Genomic DNA, 23,966 nt, shown 5'->3' on the forward strand with positions numbered 1-23,966 from the left:
TTATAGATAGATTATTTATAGATATGATTCGTTGGTTTTATCTGATGGCAAAGGTAAATAAAAAGACTCTGCACAAGGAGGAATATTTGTGCAGAGTCATAGAAAAATTGGTAGAAACCTCGTAATTTTTGTTTAGTTGTATTTGTTTCTACCCTATTTATTGGTGCGGTTATCTTTTATTTTCACTGTCACCGGATGAGCCAGCTCTTCTTTCCATTCGCGGAGATGAGCAAACCATGCTTCCGGTGTTTTATATCCGAATGTCTCTTTCATCGAAGTGAAAGTAGTGTGATACTGGAAATATTTATTTCCCGGAGCGGTAATGGTATAAAGGAAATTGGCTTTATCCTTTTCTTCCGATTTTACATAACGTTGAGGGATACAAGTGCCCAGCCCTACAGTTTCTTTGGCATATTTCACGGTGTCGTTGACAGGCCAGTCTGTTCCCCAACTTCCTACGAGCCCTTTATGATCGGAGAAAGATTTGGAAGTACCTACGATGTCTTGCACACCTGTACAGAAAACTTCTTTATTGAGCGGTTCGTCAAAGAATGTTTCGATATGAAGATCGCGATGTCCGGCATAAAGCGTGTAGCGTGTCATCATATCCAGTTCCTGATCCTGATATTTCCATCCGGTCACTTCAATTTCTGCAATCACCCGCACCGGTCCATAAGAGATGATACGTTCTGTGCGAGTGTCCACTGGAGTGATATGCGTTGCTTTTTGTCCGTCCCAACCTTTCAATGCGCCCGGTCCGCAGCTGTCGAACACACGAAGTACGTCATCTCCGAATCCTTTAGCTAATTGTTCATCCGTCGGGTAGAACTGCGATTCTTTGATCTCCAGTCCTTTGTTGAACTTGCCGTAAATATCCGGTGTCTGTTTCTCATTGAAATAAAGACGATAGCCCACCAGTTCCGATTCCAGAACCGGACCGTGCGGACGTACCATGCTGTATATATTGCTGGTGCCGGGAACGGTGATAGCCTGCACCCGTTGATGTTTGCCTTTCCGGTTGTCTACTATAAACATATCGGCATAAACCCTTTCCGGATAAGTCTTTGCACTTTTCTCCGAAGAGAGTGTAACCTGGAATGTTTTTCTACCGTGAGCAGGGAGGTCGGTCACAAAGGCCAGTTCGTCCATCTTGCGGTCTCTGTTCAAATCGTCCAGCTGTGAAGGTATTTCCTTTGTTCCTTCCATGACAACAGCGGATTTAACTTTGAAGCCGGCGTGCAACTCATGCAGGTTGATAACAACTGGAGCATCCGCTTTGGCCTGATTCCAGTTGTTTTGTACTTCAACTGTGATGGTTTTCTCCTGTTTCTGCGCCTGGGCAGACAGACTGAAAACTCCTAAAAGGAAAGTAAAAATAAAAAGATTCTTCTTCATGATTTTCTAAGGCTGAAATTATACGTCGTATTTCTCCTTGCAAAAGTAACAGAAAAAATAGCAGACTGTCTATCTTTTGAAAAGATTATAGTCTGCTATTTGAGCTTTTTACTCTATATAATGATATTGTGGTTTTCTTTTTTGCAATGAACTTTATTTGAGGCTTAAAATTTCTTCTTTCGCTCCTAATTCTTCATAAACCTTTCCGTCTACGATCAGATTCTTAGCATTTTTGACATTTAATATATTGTTACCTTTGGATGATTCTACATATACATTCTCCAAAGTAACTCCGTCAACTTGGCTGATAACAACGCCGTCCGTAGCTTCTGTCATCACGACATTCTTAACGGTAATATTGCTGATCGGCATTTCCGGCAAACCATTGAAGAACATGGCACGTCCCGAACCTCTGCAAACAATATTAGAGATATGAATATTGCGGAAAGCGGGTGTTTCTTCCGTTACCGGAGGAATACTTGTCTTCATGCGGTTCAGCAAATCCTCTTCCGATTCTTCGCCGGCACCTTTTCCACCGTAGAACAGGTCGAACAACAACGGTTCGTTCGGAATATTAATCATGTTGATATTATTAATGTAGATGTTTTCTACCACACCGCCACGTCCGCGAGTGCTCTTGAAGCGCAAACCTACGTCTGTGCCCATAAATGTGCAGTCTTCTACATAGATGTTCTTCACACCACCCGACATTTCACTACCTACTACGAATCCACCGTGTCCGTGCAGTACCGTATTATTTTTAACGATAACGTTCTGGCAAGGTTCACCGCGACGGCGGCCGTCTTCATCTTTACCGGATTTGATACAGATAGCATCATCTCCCGCATCGAATACACTATTAATAATGAGCGCGTTCTTGCAAGATTCCAGGTCGATAGCGTCACCATTCTGGGAATACCACGGATTGATGACCATGATATTATTTACTGTAAAATCTTCGCAGGACAAGGGGTGCAGACACCAGCTTGGTGAGTTTTTGAAAGTAACACCTTCCAACAGTACTTTCTTGCTTTTGACGATGCTTAACAACACCGGGCGCAACCACGGACGGATTTCAGCCCATTCTTCGTCTGTATTGATACCTTCGGGTACATTGAAATCTTTACAAGCCATTGCACCTTTCAGTGAACCGGCCGTGGGGTACCATATCTCTTGTTTTTCATCAAGAACACCTCCCGAGTTTACTAGCTTTTTCCATTGTGAAGCAGTCAGTTTGCCTTTTTTTACCGGACGCCAGCAGTCGCCGTTCCCGTCAAATGTGCCATATCCTGTGATAGCGATGTTCTCTGCATTGCGTGCGGAAATAGGCGATTGGCAACGACGGGTTTCCAATCCTTCAAAAGAAGTGGCAATGATAGGATATGCCTCAAAATCACCGGTGAAAAGCACCAATGCATTCTGTTCCGTATATAAATTCACGTTGCTCAACAGTTCGATAGGTCCTGTCAACCAGATGCCTTCCGGGATAACCACTTTACCCCCTCCGCGTTGATTCACCTCTTTAATAGCATCGTTGATTGCTTTGGTATTCAGAAACAGACCATCGCCTTTGGCTCCGAATTTCTCAATGTTTACCTCGTAAGCAGGAAAAACCGGTTGCTGTACTTTGGGCATTTCAAAAGGTAGATTCTGGTAGAGAGCGTCACTGATGGAGCTTTCTTTTACGGCAGTCTCGCTTTGTTTACATCCTGATGAGATAAACGGTAAACAGGATAGGGCCATCCAGAAGAGTCTTTTTGTCAATGTGTTCATTTAGTAACTTATTTCTATAGGGTTATACATCTATTGTTTTTCTTGGTAGTTGGGTGATGATTAATGAGGGCGATTTCATAATTCTTATGTCCTTCCGCAGGCGATCTGTCGCAGGCAGCCTGCAGGAGAGGAATAAGACAAATTCATGTTAACCTAATTCTAACCTTAAATAAATATTATGAAAAAACCTCTTAATTATCGATTGCAAAGATAGGTGGCAAACCCCAAGAGGATGTGGACTAATTGATAGAATACGTGTATTTTTTGTCATTTCTGTCTATTATTTGCACACTTCTCGTGTTTTTATGCAGAAAGTTCCTATCTTTGCACAAAATTTAACTATTAAAAGATATGAGTTATAACTTGTTGAAAGGAAAAAGAGGTATTATCTTCGGTGCTTTGAACGATCAGTCTATTGCCTGGAAAGTAGCAGAGCGTGCCGTAGAAGAAGGTGCAACTATTACATTATCAAATACTCCGATGGCTATCCGTATGGGAGAAGTCGACGCTTTGGCCCAGAAATTAAATTGCCAGGTTATTCCGGCAGATGCCACCAGCGTAGAAGATTTGCAAAATGTATTCAAGACCTCCATGGATATACTGGGTGGACAAATTGATTTTGTACTCCACTCTATCGGTATGTCTCCCAACGTGCGCAAGAAACGTACTTACGATGACCTTGACTATGGAATGTTGGATAAGACATTGGATATTTCAGCTGTTTCATTCCACAAAATGATTCAGTCGGCCAAGAAATTGAACGCTATTGCTGATTACGGTTCTATCGTTGCTTTGAGCTACGTGGCCGCACAGCGTACTTTCTACGGCTACAATGATATGGCAGATGCTAAGGCATTGCTGGAATCTATTGCACGTAGCTTTGGTTACATCTACGGACGCGAACATAGCGTACGTGTGAACACTATCTCGCAGTCTCCTACATTTACTACTGCCGGTTCGGGCGTGAAGGGTATGGATAAACTGTTTGATTTCTCCAACCGTATGTCTCCGCTCGGAAACGCTACGGCTGACGAATGTGCCGATTATTGCATCGTGATGTTCTCCGATCTTACCCGTAAGGTGACTATGCAGAACTTATTCCATGACGGTGGATTCTCCAGCGTAGGTATGAGTCTTCGTGCCATGGCTACTTATGAGAAAGGACTCGATGAGTATATGGACGAAAATGGTAACATCATTTACGGATAAAAGATTATGAAACTACGGATCTCTCTTCTTATTATTTTAATTAGTATGCTTTTCGCCTCCTGCGGGATAAGCACGGGAAAGGGTACGGAGCAGAAGGAAGAGGAGATTTCTGTTCTAAGATATGATAAGCTGTTGAGCGAATACGTTCGCTCCAACAGCTTTTCTGCTATGCAGAAGTTGACGATGGACTACCGTATGCCGACGAAAATCCTGATTGAGGATGTATTGTCTATCGGTACGGTGAAAGATGATACCATTTCGCAACGTCTGCAGAAATTCTATTCGGATACGACTTTAGTCCGTTTGCTTAGCGACGTAGAAGCAAAGTACCCTAATCTGGATGAGGTGGAAAAAGGACTAAACAAAGGATTCCGGAAACTGAAGAAGGAAGTGCCTGATACAAAAGTGCCGTTTATCTATTCGCAAGTGTCTGCCTTCAACGAATCTATAATTTTGGTGGATTCTTTATTAGGGATCAGTCTTGATAAATATATGGGGGAAGATTATCCTCTTTATAAGCGTTTCTATTACGATTATCAATGTCGCTCGATGCGTCCGGAACGGATTGTGCCGGATTGTTTTGCTTTTTATCTTTTGAGCCGTTACGGAATGAACTATCATGAGGGTACTTGTTTGATTGACTTGATGATGCACTCCGGAAAAATCAACTACGTCGTGCAAAACTTATTAGGATATAGTGATATCGGCGAAGCGATGGGATATTCCAAGGAGGAAAACGACTGGTGTAAGGAGAATGAAAAGGAGATATGGAATTATATCTGTACCAACGATCATCTGCATGCACGAGACCCGATGGTGATCCGCTATTATATGAAGCCTGCTCCTGCTGTCGATATGTTGGGTGCTCAAGCTCCGGCATTGATCGGAACATGGATGGGAGCAAGAATCATCGCCTCTTATATGAAAAAGCATAAGGACATGAAACTGAAAGATCTCCTGGAATTTACTGATTATCATGTGATGTTAAGTGAATCCAACTATCTGGCTTCCTAAACTGTTGCGTTTTTCAATTTTTAATTAGCTTCGCTCAAAACCTTATTTGATTTTTAACATTAAAGTATAGTCTTAATTCTCAATTCTCAATTTAAAAAGTGGAAACTGCCCTCTATTTGTTGCCCGTGACGTTAGGTGATACGTCTATTGAAAAGGTATTGCCTTCTTATAATAAGGAGATCATTTCTGGTATCCGGTATTTTATAGTCGAAGATGTTCGTTCTGCCCGGCGTTTCCTGAAAAAGGTGGACCGGGAGATTGATATTGATGCATTGACATTTTACCCGTTGAACAAGCATACTTCTCCTGATGATATTTCCGGTTATCTGCAACCTTTGGTGGGTGGAGCTTCAATGGGGGTTATCTCCGAAGCAGGTTGTCCGGCAGTAGCTGACCCGGGAGCGGATGTGGTTGCTATCGCACAACGTAAAAAGCTGAAAGTGGTTCCTTTGGTCGGACCTTCTTCCATTATCCTTTCCGTGATGGCTTCCGGCTTTAACGGGCAGAGTTTTGCGTTTCACGGTTATTTGCCGATTGAACCGGGAGAACGTGCCAAGAAACTAAAAGCACTGGAGCAGCGTGTGTATGCTGAAAATCAGACGCAACTTTTCATAGAGACGCCTTACCGGAATCATAAGATGGTAGAAGATATTTTGTTGAATTGCCGTCCTCAAACAAAGCTCTGTATCGCTGCCAATATTACTTGTGAAGGAGAGTATATACAGACGCGTACAGTGAAGGACTGGAAAGGACACGTGCCCGATTTATCTAAGATTCCCTGTATTTTTCTCTTATATAAATAACGCCTTTCAGGTGTTCATATTCATCTTCGAAGCAACTGCTGAAGAAGCCCTTTCCTAAGTTCTCCTCTATCTGTTTGAAACTCCACAGCTTACTGTTTTTAAAGCGGGGGGTACAAAGGATGGAATCGTCTTTGATATCGACAATGAATAGATAGATAAGACGGTTGGTCACTTCATTCTCGAAGTGATAAACGATGTTGAATTCAGGTTTGATACCTTTTTCATGAGGAAAAGCATTGTTGATTAAACGAGTGGCGCCTGCTTCCAGAGATTCTCCGTAGCGAAGATAACATTCCATGGGAATATCTACTTTCCCTCTATCCAGAATGGCTGTTGATGGCCTGTCGCAAAGGAATAACATTCCGTGAGTGGATATGGCAATTCTTATCACCGGATTGATGTATGCGTTTTTGTAATTAACAGCTTCTATTGCAGGTGTTTTTCCGATCACGTCTCCTTTGGTATTTACAATAGGAACATATTCCGTGTGTGACATTAAATGATTGAAGAAACGGATGGCGATCTGATTGAACAGGATACTCATCAGAAAGACAGTAGGAGGTAACACTTTATAGAGTACAAACAGACTTGTCTTACTTAGTGGGTTTTGGAAAATGACGGTGATGCTGATTATAATAAAATGCAGTATTCCGAAAATCAAGGCAATGCGGGCAGATACAACGGCTGCCTCTGCTCCCTGCGCATATAAACGTTTGTTGCAAGAACCTATCTGTTTTAAGAAGTGGTTGATAAACCTTTTCTTATGCATATAAAGACTTAGCATCGGAATGAGAATACTGACTTCCAGCGTAAGTGGAAGCGCACCGGGGGGAACATAATCACCAGGAATGAGAGCTGCTACGGATAATAGTGCTAACACTCCGGTCGCTATATAGAGGATAAAATTAGGAATCAACAATCCTTTACGTCGATAAGAAAGGTATATACCTATAATACCTATGCCTGTACCGATGTAAATAGCCGTGTCTTGCGTTATAAGTTCACACAATAAAATGGAAATAATAACGGGGATAAAACCCAGCGACATGTTAAATGCGGAAGAAAGTATTCCTTTATGAGCCATCTCTATATTTATGTTTATTTGTCGGTTCTATCTATAAAACAAATAGGGTATGTGTTTTGTTTACTAACGAATATGTTTCTCTGCATGGTAGGAGGAACGAACAAGGGGAGCGCTTTCTACGATGTTGAATCCTTTCTCTAAACCTACAGTTTTATATTCTGCAAATTGCTGCGGAGTGATATATGCCGCAACGGGATAATGCCGGTGAGTCGGTTGAAGGTATTGGCCTATGGTAAGAATCTGGCAACCGGTTGCTAACAGATCATCCATCAATGTTTCGACTTCCTCCGGGGTCTCACCCAGTCCGACCATAATGCCGCTTTTAGATTTAACTCCCTTTCCGGAAATGTGTCTGATAACTTGCAAACTTGTATCATAATTTGCCGCGCTGCGCACTAGCGGACTAATGCGGCGTACGGTTTCCATATTGTGTGAAATAATGTCGGGGCGGGCTTCGATTACCAAATCTAACAACTCCATCCTGCCTTGAAAATCAGGAATGAGCACTTCGATTGTTGTTTGTGGATTCAGCCGTTTTATTTCCCGGATGGTACGTGCCCAATGTGCTGCTCCCAAATCCGGTAGATCATCCCGGTCTACGGATGTGATGACAGCATGATCCAGTTTCATCAGTGCGATGGATTCTGCTACATGGGTAGGTTCGTTTATGTCTAGCGGGTGCGGGCGGCCGGTTTGTGTGTTGCAGAATTTGCAACTGCGCGTACAGATGTCACCACCGATCATAAAGGTGGCAGTTCCTTTTCCCCAGCATTCCCCCATATTAGGGCAACGCCCACTGCTGCATATAGTATGCAAGCAGTGGGAGTCGACAATCCGTTTGGTTTCGGTGTATCGTTCGTTGGCACCGATATTAATTTTCAGCCATTCGGGCTTACGTACTCTGTCCGTCATTATAAATTGTTCAAGAAAAAGTTGGTCAACCGTGTGTATAGATGTTGGCGGGTATTGCCACCATATATTCCATGATTGCGGTTTGTATACACTTGCATATCAAATTGTTTTCCAAGCTGAACCAACTGTTCGGCATATTCCGCACAATTTTGGAAGTGCACATTATCGTCTGCCATGCCATGCACCAACAACAAGTTTCCATGTAGTTTGTCAGCACGGGTGAAGGCTGATGATTCCTTATATCCTTCCGCGTTCTCTTTCGGAGTACGCATGAAGCGTTCGGTGTAAATCGTATCATAGAAACGCCAGTCGGTGGGTGCAGCCACTGCTACTCCTGCTTTGAATACGGGAGTTCCTTCGCTCATACTCATGAGAGTCATGTATCCGCCGTAGCTCCAGCCCCAGATACCGATGCGATCTTTATCCACGTATGGCTGTTTGCCGAGATACAAGGCAGTCTCTACCTGATCTTTGGCTTCTTTGACTCCGATTTTCAGATAAGTGCATTTCTCGAAAGCTTCTCCACGACCTCCTGTGCCGCGACCGTCCACGCATACCACGATATAACCAAGGCTTGCCATGTATGTCTCCCAACTGATTCCCCAGGTATCCAATACCTGTTGAGAGCCCGGACCGCTATATTGATACATCAGTACCGGATATTTTTTAGATGCGGAAAAATTAACCGGTTTCATCATCCAGCCGTTCAACTTCACGCCATCTGTGGTTTGGAAAGTGAAGAACTCTTTTTGTGGCACAGCATATCCGGACAATGTTTGTTTCAATCCGTCATTGGTAATAAGCGTTTTGAGTGTTTTGCCCGAATTATCATTCAGTGTAACCAGCATCGGAGTATTCAAGTTGGAGAACTTGTTCATGTAATACTTCATTGATTTACTGAAGAGCGGTGTATTGGTTCCTACCTGTTGGGATAGTTTGAGCTTCTTGCCTTTCTTGTCTATTTTATAGACAGCTTTGCGCAGAGGGCTTTCTTCATTGCTGGTGTAATAGAAAGAACCGTCTTCTTCATCATATCCCAGAAAATCTTTCACCTCAAACTTACCGTTAGTAACTTTTTTAATCAGATTACCCCCCATGCTATACCAATAGAGGTGACTGTAACCGTCACGTTCGCTAAGCAGGCTGAAATATTCCGGATAGAACTGGATATTATCGAAAATATTCTCCTTTATGTAATAAGGAGACTCATCACGAAGTATAAGTTTGCAAAGTGTGGAACGAGGATCGGCAAAGTAAAGATCAAAACGGTCTTGATGGCGGTTCAATGTCATGATAGCCAATTTATTGGCATCCTTTGTGAAACGGATACGCGGAATGTATCCGTCTGCATCCAACGGGAGTTTCATTGTACGGGTGACATGTGATTTGATGTCATACGTGCGTACCTCTACTTTCGAATTCGGATATCCGGCTTTCGGATACTTGTATGTATATTCGCCCGGATAATCTTTTAAAGCATCAATGCGGGGTGCTTGTCCGGCAAATACCGGGAAAGAGTAGGAGGGAACTTCCGACTCGTCGAAACGGATAAAAGCAATCAGCGTATTGTCGGCGCTGAATTCCAAAGCACGGTCGAAGCCGAACTCTTCTTCATACACCCAGTCAGGAATACCGTTGATTACCGAATTCTGTTTGCCATCTTCTGTGACCTGGCTTTCGCTGTTGCCGTAAAGCAACTTAACAAGAAATATGTTATTGTTGCGTACAAATGCAATCATGGTACCGTCCGGAGAAAAGACGGGGACCTGTTGAGGTCCACCGTCAGACAGCCGTTCAATAATGTTGTTTGTCGTAACGCCCTTATCATTTCGTTTCAAAGGGTAAATGTAATGTACAGCTGTGTATGAATGCCTGTAAATAGGTGTTGTTTTAGTAGCAATCAGCAATTTCTGACCGTCGGGCGAGAATTGGTAACTGTCGAAGTTCTTGAAGTCACATTCACGTGTGGTATTTACATCGAAAATCACTTCTACTTTCTCGCCTGTCTTGAAAGAGTATTTAATGATTTGCGTGCCGTCAGCGTTCATCTGTGTGTAGTGTTCGCCATCAGGCATAGGGATTACTCCCTGAATATTTTCCGGGCGGAAACGTCCGGAAGTAATATCTTTTAAATCGAGTGCCTTTTGTCCTTGTGCCATTCCGGTCAGACAGAGAAGGCAGAGTAATAAAGTGATGCTGATCTTTTTCATCTGCGTTTATAATCGGTTTTGGTTTTAATTCGTACTTGCAAAAGTAACAATAAACTTAGATTCAACAAAGCCTGACCGATTTTTATATAGATTTGATAAGGATTATTGGGTGAGATTCAATATCTTTGTGAAAAGGACTTTAAACATTACCACTATGAATTCAAAAAGAAAAGACTTGCAATATGCTTCTGTCTTCTTATTGGCCGTGGCATTGACGTTCCTGATGGGGAAGGGTGATAATCTGTGGTTGGTGTCATGGGGTGACTTGATACCGAGTTTGTTTGTACTGTTCATAGCAGGTGATTGTTTACATAGTTCCCTGCTTCGTATCAAACGTGGCGAAGAGGAGGGAGGAGCCCGGTGGAGTACTTGTTTCACTTTCCTGGTATTCAGCATTATTTTTATGGGCGACTTGTTCTTTATCGGCAACTTTATTGTCAATAAACTGTGGAGCTAAAAGAGATGTAATAAATCTGTTTCACAGGTGTTTAATAGTAGATTCTTCGTCTTAACTATATCTTTTAGTTTACTTTAACTAGATAAATTAGTTTATGAACTAAAACTTTTCGTTATTTGCAGCAAACAAAGTTGCAGATATGAAAGGATTAACAGCAAAAGAAGAAGAAATCATGGGCTTTTTCTGGGAAAAAGGTCCCTTGTTCGTGAAGGAAATGTTGGCTTTCTATGAAGATCCCAAGCCACATTTCAACACACTATCTACGATTGTGCGTGGGTTGGAAGAAAAAGGTTTTCTAGCTCATTATACTTTCGGAAATACCTATCAATATTATCCCGTAGTCAGTGAAGAAGATTTTCGTAAAGGAACGCTGCGGAATGTGATTAGTAAGTATTTTAATAATTCTTACCTGAATGCCGTTTCTTCTTTGGTTAAGGAGGAAGATATTTCCTTGGATGAATTGAAACAGCTCATCGAGGAAGTGGAACAGGCTGACAAAAAACACTAATCTATTAAACGAAAATCTATGCTATGGGAGTTTTCTTCATTTATATATTAAAATCATCTGTTTGTCTTGTTCTGTTTTACCTGTTTTTCCGGTTATTACTTAGCAAGGAAACCTTTCATCGTTTCAATCGTATGGCTTTATTGGGAGTGTTGTTCTTTTCATTACTCATTCCTTGTATCGAAGTAACTACCCGGCATCAGGTTGAAGTGCAGCAGGCTGTGCTATCCATTGAACAATTGCTGTTGATGGCAGAGTTGGAGGCTACTCCTGCCAATGTCGGTGCAGTACAGGAGACGCCGGCCATATCTTGGGTACAGATTGTTCTGTTGGTCTATCTGGCGGGTATTCTGTTTCTTGCCTGTCGCAATATCTATTCTTTGATTTGTCTCTTCCGGTTGATACATTCCGGCAAACATGAGAAGTTGGAGAAAGGGGTTACACTTGTGGTGCACAATCAGGAGATAGCTCCGTTCAGTTGGATGAAGTATATTGTCATCAGCCGGAAAGACTTGGAGGAAAACGGGAGGGAAATCCTTATTCATGAAATGGCTCATATTCACCATCGTCATTCAGTAGATTTATTGGTGGCGGATATTTGCATCTTTTTCCAATGGTTCAATCCTGGTGCATGGTTGTTGAAACAGGAGTTGCAGAACGTTCACGAATATGAAGCGGACGAGACCGTCATTAATGAGGGTGTAAACGCGAAAGAATATCAACTATTATTAATAAAAAAAGCCGTTGGCACAAGGCTCTACTCTATGGCCAACAGCTTTAATCACAGTAAACTTAAAAAACGTATCACTATGATGTTAAAAGAAAAATCGAATCCGTGGGCACGGTTGAAGTACTTGTATGTACTTCCGTTGGCAGCTATTGCAGTAACTGCTTTTGCCCGTCCTGAAATCTCTGAAAAAATGGAAGAGATTTCTGCTGTCAAAGTTAATGATTTGGCGGAAATTGTGCAAGAAAAGGTGCTGCAAGATACAGTAAAAGTATCTAAAGACGAGAAGAAAGATGATTTGGTGGTGTCCGGCGTGAAATCGAAAGAGGAGGAAGAAATTGTTATTTTTGAGGTTGTAGAGCAGATGCCGGAATATCCAGGTGGTATGAGTGCACTGCAAAAATATCTGTCGGAGAAAATAGCTGGTTCTCCGATGAAGGGTAAAGCGGGCGGTAGAGTGATGGTAGGCTTCACTGTGGCTGAAACCGGGAAGATAAAAGATGTACGTGTACTTCAGTCGGATGAAGCGTCATTAAATCAGGAAGCCGAAAGAATTGTCAGTGAAATGCCGGATTGGATTCCCGGAAAGCAACGAGGCAGACCTGTACCAGTGAAATATACTGTCCCTATAAGATTTGGGAATATCAGATTTGCAGAGAATAAGCAGCCTTTGATTTTTGCTGATGGCAAGGAGATTAGTATGGATGCTATGGAAAAGCTGGACCCGTCAACAATAGAAAGTTTCTCTGTGTTGAAAGATTCTGCTTCGATAAAAGTGTATGGTAAACGTGGTGCGAACGGGGTGATACTTGTGAATACTCAACGAGGCAGTAAGACTAAAATACAGAATAAGGAAATCAGTTTTTCACAAAAAACAACCAGTACGGATGCTGTTCCCGATTTTCCGGTCAGTGGAACTGTTGTTGACGAGCAGGGGCGTCCGAAGGCTGGAGTCAGCATTATTGTGCCTAATACAAATCATGGTACGATAACGGATATAAATGGTCATTTTAGTCTGAAAGCAATGAAAGACGGCAATCTGTGGTTCTCATTTATTGGATATAAGCCAGTAAAAGCTTCTGTATCTTCTACGATGAATATACGAATGGAGCAGGAAGTGGTTGACTTGTTTCCTGAACTTTCAGGCAGTGTGAAAAATGGAAATTCAGGGTTTAAGGTGAATAATGGTGTAACTGTGCATGGGATAAAAGGCGAAGAGCCTTTAGTCATTATAGACGGGAAAGAAGCTATGGAGAAAGATGCGTTGTCTAAGCTTGCGCCGGACCATATAAAAAGTATTTCTGTGCTGAAAGATAAATCAGCACAGGTTGTCTACGGAGACAAAGGAAAGAATGGGGTGATTATTGTAGAAATGTTGACGGATGATGAATATCAGGCCCGTCAGAACAAAAGATAAGAGAAATCATGTATTGATTTGTTGACGGAGGTACGCTAGTATCTCCGTTTCTTGTTCCGGGTGGAACCATTTTATTTCTTCATCTCTTTTGAACCAGGTCATCTGTTTACGCGAATAAATGCGGGAGTTTTGCTTGATTTTGTCTATAGCAAAGGAGAGTTCCCATTCTCCGTCCAGATATTTGAACAGTTCTTTATAACCTACTGTATTGAGTGAATTGAGGTGACGATAGGGAAGTACGGAGCGTACTTCTTCCAATAATCCTTCCTCCATCATCTGGTCTACCCGACGGTTGATACGGTCATAAAGTTCTTCCCGATCACGAGTCAGGCCGATTTTCAGAATATGGAAAGGACGCTGTTTTTTTTGTTGGGTGCGAAAAGAAGTATAAGTGCGTCCGGTCATATAGCAAATCTCCAACGCATGAATTACCCGCTTGGGATTCTTCAGATCTACAATCCGGTAATATTCCGGGTCTAACAAGCGAAGTTCTGCGCAGAGTTGTTCAAGGCCTTCCTCTTCATACTTTTGTAGCATGAGTTGACGGGTTTCCGCATCAACGGTAGGAATATCGTCAATTCCCTTACAGATAGCGTCTACGTACATCATTGAGCCACCAGTGAGAATCACGACTTCGTGTTGCGTGAATAATTTCTCCAGAATATCCAGTGCTTCTGTTTCGTATTGAGCAGCGCTGTAATAGTCTGTGAGGTGGAGCGTGCCGACCAGTTGATGGGGGACACGTTTAAGTTGATCGGGAGTAGGAGCTGCTGTGCCTATTTTTAATTCGGCATAAAGCTGTCTCGAATCGGCAGATACAATGCTTGTCTGAAATGTTTCTGCCAAGCGCAGGCTCAACTCCGTTTTCCCCACACCTGTAGGACCTATAAGAACAATGAGAGTAGGCATAGATTTTTAAGTATTAAGTATAGAAGTATTAAGTATTAAAGCGTACGGGACTAAAAAAAATATTAGGTATTAACTGCCTGACACTACATAGCAATTAATACCTAATACTTGATACTTAATACTTAGAATTTTTCTTCTTCGTATGGGCTGCTAGTGTCACCACCTATGTCAAATCCTTCCTGATCGAAGTCTTCCATGTCGAAGTCCTGGTCTCCATAGAAGTTTTCATCCAGATCAAGAGAACCTCCCGCAGCGGTCATTTCTTCAAAATCTACCGTTTGTTTAGGAGCATCTCCTGATTTCTTGGTACATTTGGCACCATTCATATCTTTTCCGGTGATAATTTCGGATAGTTCGATGAAGAAACAACGTTCTGTTATGTAATCGAATACATATAGCAGTTTCTGTTTTTCGTCTTCTACCAGTTCACTGATAGCAGTGTCTTTCATTACCCAGCTATCTATTTCCGGATTGTCGTCCATTTCTTCTAAGGTTACTTCTTTTCCTTTTTCCCAGTCGTCATCGCAGATAAAGAAAGAAGTCATCTGGTCGTTTGCGTACCCTACTGATTTCAGTATTGCTTCATGGAAGTCATAAAAAGTTGCTTCCGGATCAATTTGTATTTCTCTGACAAAATCGTCAACTTCATCAGATATGATAGTAAATCTGTATATCATAATATGACTATTTTGAACTGTTTATTTAATAATACCACGTTCTGAATTACGGATAAAATTGACTATATAGTCAATCTCCGGGCTCTTTTCGAATTCATCTTCTATTTTTTTCAATGCTTCTGTCGTGTTCAAACCACTTTGGTAGATGATACGATATGCATTGTGAATACTTTCGATCACTTCATTGGAGAAGCCACGACGGCGCAAGCCGATGATATTGATTCCGCTGAAAGCGATCGGTTCGCGTCCTGCAATGATGTAAGGAGGAATATCTTTACTGAAACGGCATCCGCCCTGAATCATTACATGACTGCCTACATGACAGAATTGATGCATCAATACATTGGCGCTGACAATCGCGTTATCATCAATGACGATTTCGCCTGCCATCTTGGTAGAGTTACCGATGATACATCCGTTACCAACCAATGCGTCGTGTGCTACGTGTACACCTTCCATCAATAAATTGTTATTTCCCACAATCGTGCGCCCTTTAGCTGCCGTACCACGGTTGATTGTTACATTTTCACGAATCAGATTATTATCTCCGATTTCGGCTGTCGATTCTTCACCGCGAAACTTGAGGTCCTGCGGAATGGCTCCGATAACGGCACCCGGAAAAATCGTGTTTCCGTTACCAATACGTGAACCGTATAAAATATTGGCGTTAGCCATAATTTTATTGTTGTCGCCGATAACTACGTTCTTATCTATAAATACAAAAGGCGCAATTTCTACATTTTCTCCGATCTTAGCTTCGGGATGGATATACGCTAAAGGACTTATCATGCTTTTAAATATCAATTATTACTTATTTTTTACTATTTGTGCCATGAATTCTGCTTCGCAAACAACTTTCTCGCCGACAAACGCATATCCTTTCATGGTAGAAATGCCACGGCGGATAGGTGCCAGCAGTTCTACACGAAAGATGATTGTATCTCCCGGCACTACTTTCTGACGGAATTTCACTCCATCTATTTTCATGAAATAGGTAGAATAACGTTCAGGATCATCTACGGAATTCAAGACGAGCAAGCCTCCGACTTGTGCCATTGCTTCCACTTGAAGTACTCCCGGCATAACGGGCTCCTGTGGAAAATGTCCCTGGAAGAAAGGTTCGTTGGCTGTGATATTTTTAATACCTACAATGTAGTTGGCACCAATTTCAATCACTTTGTCCACCAGTTGGAAAGGATAGCGGTGCGGTAACAATTCGCGGATACGGTTTACATCCATTATTGGTTCACGGTTACAGTCGTAACTTGGTGCCTGTATTTCGTGCAGACGGATTTCTTTCCGCATCTGGCGGGCAAATTTATTGTTGATGGTGTGTCCCGGACGGGTAGCGATGATACGGCCTTTAATCGGTTTTCCAATTAGAGCGAGGTCACCGATGACATCAAGCAGTTTGTGACGGGCACATTCATTGGGCCAAACTAACGGTTTGTGATTGATATAGCCTAACTGATCGGCATCCATGTGAGGTACTCCCATCACATCTGCCAACTTATCGAAGCTTTCCTGTGACATCTTGCGTTCGTAGATTACGATCGCATTGTCCAGGTCGCCACCTTTAATCAATCCGGCGGAGAGCAACGGCTCTATTTCACGAACAAAGACGAAAGTACGGCTGGCAGCCACTTCGTCTTTGAAATTATGCATATCTTCAAGGGTAGCAAACTGATTCGGGATAATAGTCGAATCGTAAGAAACCAGTACATTCAGACTGAAATTCTCGTCAGGTAGTACAATGATAGAAGAACCAGTCGTTTCATCCCGGAACTCAATTTTAGACTTGATAATATAAAAGTCTTTGACGGCATTTTGTTCTACTGTTCCTACACGTTCTATTTCTTGTACGTAATATTGTGCACTACCATCTAAAATAGGAAATTCCGGTCCGTTAACTTGGATCAGGCAGTTATCAATGCCCAATGCGTAAAGGGCTGCCATACCATGTTCAATGGTGCTTACTTTGACTCCATTTTTCGACAATACAGTACCACGGGTGGTTTCTGTTACATTGTCGGCTACTGCGTCGATAGTTGGTTGTCCTTCTACGTCAATGCGTTGGATTTTATATCCGTGATTGTCCGGAGCTGGATTGAATGTTACAGTGAGATCAAGTCCAGTGTGAAGACCTTTCCCGCTCAGTGAAAAGCTATCTTTCAGCGTTTTTTGTTTCAGCATTGGTTACTTATTTACTTATTTAATAGTTGTTTTAATTCTTCTACTTCTTTGCGCAAGTTACGCAGTTCTTTCTGCATATCCGGCAGGCTTCTTTGTGCAATGGATGATTTGAAATATTGCTTCAGTTCCATAGGAGGAGTTCCGATAAGCTGGCTACCGGACTTGATGTCTCCCGGCACACCTGATTGTGCGCCTAATCCAACTTTATCTCCTATTTTAGCATGTCCTGCAATACCTACCTGACCACCGATCATACACCATTCACCCACTTTGGTAGAACCGGCAATTCCGGCTTGCGCAGCCATAACGGTATGCGAACCTATTTCATCATTGTGTGCTATTTGTATCAGATTGTCTAACTTGACACCGCTGTGTACTACCGTAGCTCCCATTGTAGCACGGTCTACACACGTATTAGCACCTATATCTACTTTATCTTCCAGAATAACAATTCCGATTTGCGGAATCTTATCATATCCGTTCGGAGTGGGAGCAAAACCAAATCCGTCAGCTCCGATCACTGCACCCGAATGAAGGATACATTCATTACCTATGCGGCAGTCATGATAAACATTTACATTGGAGTAAAGCAGGCAACTGTTGCCTATCTTCACGCCGTCTCCAACGAAAGTGTGGGGGTAAATTTGAGTATTATCTCCAATCACGGTATTTTCACCGATATAGGCAAAAGCACCGATGTATACATTCTCACCAATTTTGGCGCTGGGAGCAACGAAAGCTAATGAATCTATCCCTTGTTTCTTAGGCTTGCTCATCTCATAAAGATTGAGCAATTTAGCTAGACTTTCGTATGCATTGTCTACTTTGATAAGAGTAGCTTTAATTTCGTGTTCGGGAGTGAAGTCCTTATTAACCAAGACAATGCTTGATTGTGTTTCGTAGATGTAAGGTGTATATTTGGGATTTGACAGGAAAGAAATTGCTCCGGGCATTCCCTCTTCAATTTTAGCGAATGTGTGTACCGTAGCGTTTTCGTCTCCAATGATTTCCCCTTGGATAAATGCTGCAATTTGCTTAGCCGAGAACTCCATGTCTTTTATTTAAAATTTAATTAGTTCACAAATAACGGATTTTTTTTTCAGATTTCCGTGTTATTGCATGAATATTTTATACTTATCTGTGTAATCTCTGATAGCAGAGATAGTATTTCTTTACCTTTTTGGACAATAATGAGATGTTCAGCATGTCCGATGCTTCGGCAATATTTTTGATAGTGCCGTCTTTGTAGATAATATCAATACTGTCATCTGCCGGGTCATACATATTCTTTTCGATGCTGGGGGTAGAGACAAAATAGTTCGCTTCGGAAAGGGTTATGCCTAGTTGCTGGCTGATGTGCAAAGTTAATTCTTTTTTTCTGTCCTCACTAATAGGCTCCGACGAAATTTCCACTTTAAAGATATTTCGGTTTATCATTCCCGTGCTTAAAGTGGAAAGTACCTTATCTGTGTGGGTGCTCCACACTTTCAAGGCTGTCCATATATCATTGTCGTCCAGCTGGATAAAATTCTCCAGACAGTCGGGGTTGTTATAGAATTCCGTTGGATTGATATCATTGTAAAGGAAAAAACGTAATGCAGGAGATGCAAACAGTTCCACTCCTTGTGAAGCCAGTTCTTTGGCACGCAAGAGAGTACTAATCAGCATCTTTTCGTATGCCACGGACGTCTTATGCAGGTATACTTGCCAGTACATCAGGCGACGTGCCGTGAGGAAATTCTCGATAGAATAGATCCCTTTGGATTCGACAACCAGTCGGTCATCCGCTACATCAAGCATTTTGATAATTCGGGCGGAGCCGATGTTACCTTCCGTTACGCCTGTATAAAAGCTGTCGCGGCGAAGATAATCAAGCCGGTCCATATCCAACTGACCGCTTACGAGTTGATGCAGAAAGCGTTTCGGGTATTCGTCCTTGAAGATTTGAATGGCAAGACTCAGCTGGCCGTTCATCTCTTTGTTCATCCGTTCCATCAACATAAGAGAAATCTCTTCGTGCGAGACTCCTTTTACAATCGTGTCTTCCAGTACATGCGAGAAAGGGCCGTGTCCTATATCATGCAACAGGATGGCAGCCTGCACGGCCTCCGCTTCACTATCAAAGATAAAATTGCCTTTGGAGGCCAGTTGGGTGATAGCTTCACTCATCAGGTGAAAAGCACCTAAGGAGTGTTGGAAGCGGGTGTGTTGTGCACCGGGGTACACAACAGATGATAATCCTACTTGCTTGATGCGGGTAAGACGCTGCAAAAGGGGATGCCGTACTATATCGTACAGTAACCCCTTTGGAATATTGATGAACCCGAATACGGGGTCGTTAATTATCTTTCTTTCGTAAGGCATTCGTTTTCTTTAGAGATCCTTTTTCCCTTTTCAGAGAATTGCTTTGAGTTGTTCAGCCATTTGTGCTTGCACTTCTTGTGCGGCGGTGCGGGCAGCTTCTGCAAATTTCTCTGTTTTATCTACGTAGATAATACCACGCGACGAGTTAACAATCAATCCGCATGTACTGTTCATACCATATTTGCAAACTTCTTCGAGTGAACCGCCTTGTGCTCCCACGCCTGGTACGAGAAGGAAATGGTTCGGGACAATCTTGCGGATGTCCTCAAAAGCACGTCCTTGAGTAGCACCTACCACATACATCATGCGGTCATCGCCAGCCCATTCCTGTGATTTGCGTAATACTTTCTCGAACAGACGTTCGCCGTTTACGTCTTCTGTCAATTGGAAGTCATGAGATCCTTTGTTGGAAGTCAATGCCAACAGGATCACCCATTTGCCTTCGTAGGTAAGGAACGGAGTAACGCTGTCTTCACCCATGTAGGGGGCTACTGTTACAGAGTCGATATCCAATTCTTCAAAGAATGTGCGGGCATACATTGCAGAAGTATTTCCGATGTCACCACGCTTTGCGTCAGCGATGATGAATTGATCCGGATAGTTATCTTTGATATATTTTACTGTCTTTTCAAATGCGATCCATCCTTTTACACCCATGCTTTCATAGAAAGCCAGATTGGGTTTGTAGGCGATACACAAATCAGCTGTCGCGTCAATGATTGCTTTGTTGAATGCAAAGATCGGATCTTCTTCTTTCAACAGATGTTCCGGGATTTTCTTGATATCAGTATCAAGTCCTACACAAAGGAATGATTTTTTGCGCTTTATGTTTTCAAATAATTGTTGCTTATCCATCTTGTTATTTACTATTTTGCAATTTACTATTTACTATTTTAAGAAACCGTTCTCAACTCTCAATTCTCAACTCTCCACTTCTCTAAAGTTCGCTTTCTTTCAGGCGTTCTGCATTTTCCGCTACGATCAGATGGTCGATACAATCCTGGATATCCCCGTCCATGAAGGCTGCCAGATTATAGATTGTATAGTTGATGCGGTGGTCGGTGATACGTCCCTGGGGATAGTTGTAAGTTCGTATTTTGGCTGAACGGTCTCCGGTAGATACCATTGTCTTACGTTTGGAGGCAATGTCATCGATATATTTCTGATGTTCTTTGTCGTAGATAAAAGTACGGAGACGGGCCAAGGCGCGCTCTTTATTTTTCGGCTGGTCGCGTGTCTCGGTACATTCGATAAGGATTTCTTCGGCAATACCGGTGTTCGGGTTCTTCCAGATATAGCGCAGACGTACTCCGGATTCTACCTTGTTTACATTCTGTCCGCCGGCACCGCCGCTTCGGAAAGTGTCCCATTTGATTTCTCCTTCGTTGATGACTACATCGAATTCTTCAGCTTCGGGAAGCACGGCCACGGATGCGGCTGAAGTGTGAACACGTCCTTGCGTTTCCGTCGCAGGAACACGCTGTACGCGGTGTACTCCCGATTCGTATTTTAAAATTCCGTATACATTATCGCCTGTCACACTACAAACAATTTCTTTGAATCCACCGGCTGTCCCTTCGTTCGCATTGGAGACTTCCATTTTCCAACCTTTGGTTTCACAGAATTTGGCATACATACGGAAGAGGTCGCCGGCAAAGATAGCTGCTTCGTCGCCTCCTGCACCTCCGCGGATTTCGAGAATAGCGTTCTTGCTGTCTTGCGGATCGGCAGGGACAAGCATCAGTTTGATTTCTTCTTCCAATACCGGAAGGCGCTCTTGACTATTGTCCATTTCTTCTTTCGCCATTTCGCGCATTTCAGCGTCCGATTCATTGGCAAGGATATTTTTAGCTTCTTCAATATTACCCAGTAATTGGATATATTCTTTCCTTGCTTTCATCAAGTCGTCTAATTCCTTATATTCTTTAGTCAACTTGACATAACGTTTCTGGTCGGCAATCACTGCCGGGTCTGTGATAAGGGTAGATATTTCTTCAAAACGGGCTACGAGTCCGTCTAATTTTTCTAGTATGGTACTATTGTCTGCCATTCTTTAATATCTAAATTCTCCGAATTCGCTCTTAATGATTAATTCTGTTTGCTCGCATGCTTCAACACGTCCTACAATCTGTGCCGGGATACCGAATGACTCGGAGATAGCTATCACTTTTTCTGCATGTTCCGGTGACAGGTAGACTTCAAGACGATGTCCCATATTGAATACCTTGTACATTTCTGCCCAGTCCGTACCGCTTTGTTCCTGGATCGTTTTGAATAAAGGAGGAACAGGGAAAAGATTATCTTTTACTACGCGTACGTTTTCTACAAAATGCAGAACTTTAGTTTGTGCACCACCGGAGCAGTGTACCATTCCGTGGATTTCCGGACGCAATGCATCAAGCAATTTTTTGACTACCGGTGCGTATGTACGGGTAGGAGAGAGTACTAACTTACCTGCATCAATTGGAGAATCTTCCACGCTGTCTGTTAGTTTTAACTTACCGGAATAAACTAACTCTTCAGGAACTGCAGCATCATAGCTTTCCGGATATTTTTCAGCAAGATATTTGCCGAATACGTCGTGACGGGCACTCGTCAAACCGTTACTGCCCATACCGCCATTATATTCTTTTTCGTAAGTAGCTTGTCCGTAAGAAGCCAACCCAACGATAACGTCACCTGGGCGAATATTGGCATTGTCGATAACGTCTGAACGTTTCATACGGCAAGTTACGGTAGAGTCAACGATGATGGTACGTACCAAATCGCCGACATCTGCAGTTTCACCACCGGTTGCATATACGCCTACACCCATTTCACGGAGTTCGGTCAGCAATTCATCTGTTCCGTTGATGATGGCGGAGATTACTTCTCCCGGAATCAACAGTTTGTTACGTCCAATGGTAGAAGAAACAAGGATATTGTCTACGGCACCTACACAAAGCAGGTCGTCGATATTCATAATCAATGCATCCTGTGCAATACCTTTCCAAACGGATAAGTCACCCGTTTCTTTCCAGTACATATAAGCAAGAGATGATTTGGTTCCGGCACCATCGGCATGCATAATGTTGCAATATTCCGGGTCACCTCCCAATATATCGGGAATAATTTTACAGAATGCTTTCGGGAAGATTCCTTTGTCGATGTTCTTGATGGCGTTGTGCACATCTTCTTTTGATGCGCTTACTCCACGCATCATGTATCGTTGATTACTCATGAGTTATAGAATTATTTTGTATACGGCTGCAAAAGTACAGCTTTTTTTTGGTACAGCCAACTAGGTACTAGTAAATGTTAATCATTAACTTTTATACTTTGGGATATTCTATTGAAAAGGAGAAGAATAATAGAAAATTAAGAGTTAAATTCATAGTTTTCATTACTATGAATTTAACTCTTAATATAGAAGTGTTTTATCTAATGAAAAAATGCCGAGATAAATATCTCAGATGATATCAAGTATCTTTTTGGGTAAATCAAATCTTTTTTAGAATTCTACCTTCGGAGCTTTCTCGCTTCCTTCTTCTGCTTCAAAATATGCTTTCTTATCGAAGCCGAACATTCCTGCAAAGATATTCTTCGGGAAACGGCGGATATTGGTGTTATAAGCTTGTGCAGCATCATTGAAGTTTTTGCGTGCTACATTGATACGATTTTCCGTTCCTTCCAGTTGAGCTTGAAGTTCCAGGAAGTTCTGGTTAGCTTTCAGGTCCGGATAATTCTCGGTGATAGCTAATAACTTACCCAATGCTGATGTTACAGCACCTTGTGCCTTTTGGTATTGCGCCAGCTTTTCCGGTGTCAGGTCGGCAGCATCTACTTTGATTTGAGTAGCCTGGCTACGTGCGGCAACAACTCCTTCCAAGGTTTCCTTTTCATGTGTCGCATATCCTTTCACTGTGTTTACCAAGTTAGGAATCAGGTCGGCACGACGTTGATATTGAGTTTCTACATTTGCCCATTGACCACTTACATTCTCGTCCATAGTAACCAGACCGTTATATACACTTACTGCCCATATAACAAGGATAGCCACAACGGCTAAGATGATAATAATTGATTTCTTCATGTTTCTTGTTTTTCCTCAAATCCGCAACTAAGCTCTTCAGCGTCCTTCTTGCGTCTAAACGTCCTCTCATCACTGAATTAGCAGATAAATTGAGGCTGAAATACCCACTTCTGCCCACAATATCCCCTTGCCCCACTATGCGACTTGAGGCAATACGCAGTATCATACCCATAAGTTGTAGGCGTTATCCAAAATCAGTCTGAAAAATATCTGCGTAAGCATTATTACAGGTATAGATATTCAGC

21 protein-coding genes are annotated in these 23,966 nt (G+C 42.4%); 6 read left to right on the forward strand and 15 right to left on the reverse strand.

Annotated features, from left to right (window positions below; translation table 11 throughout):
- Positions 1–153 precede the first annotated feature (153 nt).
- Positions 154–1,395 (reverse strand): DUF4861 domain-containing protein, encoded by a 1,242-nt coding sequence (locus HMPREF9009_RS09055; RefSeq protein WP_008020781.1) that lies wholly within the window; start codon positions 1,393–1,395, stop codon positions 154–156.
- 153 nt (positions 1,396–1,548) lie between these two features.
- Positions 1,549–3,168: a glycoside hydrolase family 28 protein gene (locus HMPREF9009_RS09060; protein WP_049701969.1), complete on the reverse strand. Its 1,620-nt coding sequence runs from the start codon at positions 3,166–3,168 to the stop codon at positions 1,549–1,551.
- 351 nt (positions 3,169–3,519) lie between these two features.
- Between HMPREF9009_RS09060 and HMPREF9009_RS09065 the strand changes: the two genes are divergently transcribed.
- The 3 genes from HMPREF9009_RS09065 to HMPREF9009_RS09075 all read left to right on the forward strand — a co-directional run bounded on the left by HMPREF9009_RS09065 (position 3,520) and on the right by HMPREF9009_RS09075 (position 6,194).
- Positions 3,520–4,377, forward strand: coding sequence for an enoyl-ACP reductase FabI (locus HMPREF9009_RS09065; RefSeq protein ID WP_004301687.1), 858 nt, complete (start codon positions 3,520–3,522; stop codon positions 4,375–4,377).
- Positions 4,378–4,383: 6 nt separating this feature from the next.
- On the forward strand, positions 4,384–5,391 hold the full coding sequence (locus tag HMPREF9009_RS09070) for a gliding motility protein GldB-related protein (protein WP_008020785.1): 1,008 nt from the start codon (positions 4,384–4,386) through the stop codon (positions 5,389–5,391).
- Positions 5,392–5,489: 98 nt separating this feature from the next.
- Positions 5,490–6,194, forward strand: a complete 705-nt coding sequence (locus HMPREF9009_RS09075) for an SAM-dependent methyltransferase (protein ID WP_008645497.1) — start codon at positions 5,490–5,492, stop codon at positions 6,192–6,194.
- Here HMPREF9009_RS09075 and HMPREF9009_RS09080 read toward each other — a convergent pair.
- The 3 genes from HMPREF9009_RS09080 to HMPREF9009_RS09090 all read right to left on the reverse strand — a co-directional run bounded on the left by HMPREF9009_RS09080 (position 6,160) and on the right by HMPREF9009_RS09090 (position 10,400).
- A complete protein-coding gene (locus HMPREF9009_RS09080; RefSeq protein WP_049701970.1) occupies positions 6,160–7,278 on the reverse strand; it encodes a hypothetical protein in 1,119 nt (372 codons plus the stop codon). The two genes, HMPREF9009_RS09075 and HMPREF9009_RS09080, sit on opposite strands and share 35 nt — an antisense overlap.
- Positions 7,279–7,341: 63 nt before the next feature.
- Positions 7,342–8,190, reverse strand: a complete 849-nt coding sequence (gene lipA / locus HMPREF9009_RS09085) for a lipoyl synthase (RefSeq protein WP_009040139.1) — start codon at positions 8,188–8,190, stop codon at positions 7,342–7,344.
- Positions 8,190–10,400, reverse strand: coding sequence for a S9 family peptidase (locus HMPREF9009_RS09090; RefSeq protein WP_008645487.1), 2,211 nt, complete (start codon positions 10,398–10,400; stop codon positions 8,190–8,192). Before HMPREF9009_RS09090 ends, lipA begins: the two co-directional genes overlap by 1 nt.
- Positions 10,401–10,554: 154 nt before the next feature.
- Between HMPREF9009_RS09090 and HMPREF9009_RS09095 the strand changes: the two genes are divergently transcribed.
- From HMPREF9009_RS09095 to HMPREF9009_RS09105, 3 genes are all read left to right on the forward strand, one after another.
- Positions 10,555–10,857 (forward strand): hypothetical protein, encoded by a 303-nt coding sequence (locus HMPREF9009_RS09095; RefSeq protein WP_004301693.1) that lies wholly within the window; start codon positions 10,555–10,557, stop codon positions 10,855–10,857.
- 139 nt (positions 10,858–10,996) lie between these two features.
- Positions 10,997–11,365 carry a BlaI/MecI/CopY family transcriptional regulator gene (locus HMPREF9009_RS09100; RefSeq protein ID WP_004301694.1) on the forward strand — a complete coding sequence of 123 codons (369 nt, stop codon included), beginning with the start codon at positions 10,997–10,999 and terminating at the stop codon, positions 11,363–11,365.
- A 23-nt stretch (positions 11,366–11,388) separates the two neighbouring features.
- Positions 11,389–13,506, forward strand: a complete 2,118-nt coding sequence (locus HMPREF9009_RS09105) for a M56 family metallopeptidase (RefSeq protein WP_049701971.1) — start codon at positions 11,389–11,391, stop codon at positions 13,504–13,506.
- 6 nt (positions 13,507–13,512) lie between these two features.
- Here the strand turns inward: HMPREF9009_RS09105 and miaA are convergent, their stop codons facing one another.
- The 10 genes from miaA to HMPREF9009_RS09155 form a co-directional block, all read right to left on the reverse strand.
- Positions 13,513–14,415 (reverse strand): tRNA (adenosine(37)-N6)-dimethylallyltransferase MiaA, encoded by a 903-nt coding sequence (miaA, locus tag HMPREF9009_RS09110; RefSeq protein WP_049701972.1) that lies wholly within the window; start codon positions 14,413–14,415, stop codon positions 13,513–13,515.
- A 122-nt stretch (positions 14,416–14,537) separates the two neighbouring features.
- Positions 14,538–15,092: an IS1096 element passenger TnpR family protein gene (locus HMPREF9009_RS09115; protein ID WP_004308535.1), complete on the reverse strand. Its 555-nt coding sequence runs from the start codon at positions 15,090–15,092 to the stop codon at positions 14,538–14,540.
- A gap of 21 nt (positions 15,093–15,113) precedes the next feature.
- The gene (lpxA, locus tag HMPREF9009_RS09120; protein WP_004320906.1) at positions 15,114–15,881 is read right to left on the reverse strand and encodes an acyl-ACP--UDP-N-acetylglucosamine O-acyltransferase; all 768 of its coding nucleotides are present in this window, start codon (positions 15,879–15,881) and stop codon (positions 15,114–15,116) included.
- Between the two features lie 18 nt (positions 15,882–15,899).
- Entirely contained in the window at positions 15,900–17,285 is a 1,386-nt protein-coding gene (locus HMPREF9009_RS09125; RefSeq protein WP_004301699.1) for a bifunctional UDP-3-O-[3-hydroxymyristoyl] N-acetylglucosamine deacetylase/3-hydroxyacyl-ACP dehydratase, read from the reverse strand.
- 11 nt (positions 17,286–17,296) lie between these two features.
- Positions 17,297–18,337, reverse strand: a complete 1,041-nt coding sequence (gene lpxD / locus HMPREF9009_RS09130; RefSeq protein ID WP_004320905.1) for a UDP-3-O-(3-hydroxymyristoyl)glucosamine N-acyltransferase — start codon at positions 18,335–18,337, stop codon at positions 17,297–17,299.
- An 82-nt stretch (positions 18,338–18,419) separates the two neighbouring features.
- On the reverse strand, positions 18,420–19,649 hold the full coding sequence (locus HMPREF9009_RS09135) for an HD domain-containing protein (RefSeq protein WP_004308539.1): 1,230 nt from the start codon (positions 19,647–19,649) through the stop codon (positions 18,420–18,422).
- A 30-nt stretch (positions 19,650–19,679) separates the two neighbouring features.
- Positions 19,680–20,504, reverse strand: coding sequence for an orotidine-5'-phosphate decarboxylase (pyrF, locus tag HMPREF9009_RS09140; protein ID WP_004301706.1), 825 nt, complete (start codon positions 20,502–20,504; stop codon positions 19,680–19,682).
- A gap of 82 nt (positions 20,505–20,586) precedes the next feature.
- Entirely contained in the window at positions 20,587–21,699 is a 1,113-nt protein-coding gene (prfA, locus tag HMPREF9009_RS09145; RefSeq protein WP_004301709.1) for a peptide chain release factor 1, read from the reverse strand.
- 3 nt (positions 21,700–21,702) lie between these two features.
- Positions 21,703–22,869, reverse strand: a complete 1,167-nt coding sequence (locus HMPREF9009_RS09150; RefSeq protein ID WP_049701973.1) for an AIR synthase-related protein — start codon at positions 22,867–22,869, stop codon at positions 21,703–21,705.
- A 270-nt stretch (positions 22,870–23,139) separates the two neighbouring features.
- Positions 23,140–23,721, reverse strand: a complete 582-nt coding sequence (locus tag HMPREF9009_RS09155) for a LemA family protein (RefSeq protein ID WP_004304537.1) — start codon at positions 23,719–23,721, stop codon at positions 23,140–23,142.
- Between the last annotated feature and the right edge of the window lie 245 nt (positions 23,722–23,966).

Origin of the sequence: Bacteroides sp. 3_1_13 (assembly GCF_001185845.1) — a bacterium.
GTDB lineage: Bacteria > Bacteroidota > Bacteroidia > Bacteroidales > Bacteroidaceae > Bacteroides > Bacteroides xylanisolvens.

Coding starts and splice junctions, on each gene's coding strand:
- lpxA (WP_004320906.1), bottom strand. CDS start 15,881: ATGATAAGTCCTTTAGCGTATATCCATCCCGAAGCTAAGATCGGAGAA.
- miaA (WP_049701972.1), bottom strand. CDS start 14,415: ATGCCTACTCTCATTGTTCTTATAGGTCCTACAGGTGTGGGGAAAACG.
- HMPREF9009_RS09155 (WP_004304537.1), bottom strand. CDS start 23,721: ATGAAGAAATCAATTATTATCATCTTAGCCGTTGTGGCTATCCTTGTT.
- HMPREF9009_RS09125 (WP_004301699.1), bottom strand. CDS start 17,285: ATGCTGAAACAAAAAACGCTGAAAGATAGCTTTTCACTGAGCGGGAAA.
- HMPREF9009_RS09105 (WP_049701971.1), top strand. CDS start 11,389: ATGGGAGTTTTCTTCATTTATATATTAAAATCATCTGTTTGTCTTGTT.
- prfA (WP_004301709.1), bottom strand. CDS start 21,699: ATGGCAGACAATAGTACCATACTAGAAAAATTAGACGGACTCGTAGCC.
- pyrF (WP_004301706.1), bottom strand. CDS start 20,504: ATGGATAAGCAACAATTATTTGAAAACATAAAGCGCAAAAAATCATTC.
- HMPREF9009_RS09070 (WP_008020785.1), top strand. CDS start 4,384: ATGAAACTACGGATCTCTCTTCTTATTATTTTAATTAGTATGCTTTTC.
- HMPREF9009_RS09065 (WP_004301687.1), top strand. CDS start 3,520: ATGAGTTATAACTTGTTGAAAGGAAAAAGAGGTATTATCTTCGGTGCT.
- HMPREF9009_RS09090 (WP_008645487.1), bottom strand. CDS start 10,400: ATGAAAAAGATCAGCATCACTTTATTACTCTGCCTTCTCTGTCTGACC.
- lpxD (WP_004320905.1), bottom strand. CDS start 18,337: ATGGAGTTCTCGGCTAAGCAAATTGCAGCATTTATCCAAGGGGAAATC.
- HMPREF9009_RS09095 (WP_004301693.1), top strand. CDS start 10,555: ATGAATTCAAAAAGAAAAGACTTGCAATATGCTTCTGTCTTCTTATTG.
- HMPREF9009_RS09150 (WP_049701973.1), bottom strand. CDS start 22,869: ATGAGTAATCAACGATACATGATGCGTGGAGTAAGCGCATCAAAAGAA.
- lipA (WP_009040139.1), bottom strand. CDS start 8,190: ATGACGGACAGAGTACGTAAGCCCGAATGGCTGAAAATTAATATCGGT.
- HMPREF9009_RS09060 (WP_049701969.1), bottom strand. CDS start 3,168: ATGAACACATTGACAAAAAGACTCTTCTGGATGGCCCTATCCTGTTTA.
- HMPREF9009_RS09115 (WP_004308535.1), bottom strand. CDS start 15,092: ATGATATACAGATTTACTATCATATCTGATGAAGTTGACGATTTTGTC.
- HMPREF9009_RS09080 (WP_049701970.1), bottom strand. CDS start 7,278: ATGGCTCATAAAGGAATACTTTCTTCCGCATTTAACATGTCGCTGGGT.
- HMPREF9009_RS09100 (WP_004301694.1), top strand. CDS start 10,997: ATGAAAGGATTAACAGCAAAAGAAGAAGAAATCATGGGCTTTTTCTGG.
- HMPREF9009_RS09135 (WP_004308539.1), bottom strand. CDS start 19,649: ATGCCTTACGAAAGAAAGATAATTAACGACCCCGTATTCGGGTTCATC.
- HMPREF9009_RS09055 (WP_008020781.1), bottom strand. CDS start 1,395: ATGAAGAAGAATCTTTTTATTTTTACTTTCCTTTTAGGAGTTTTCAGT.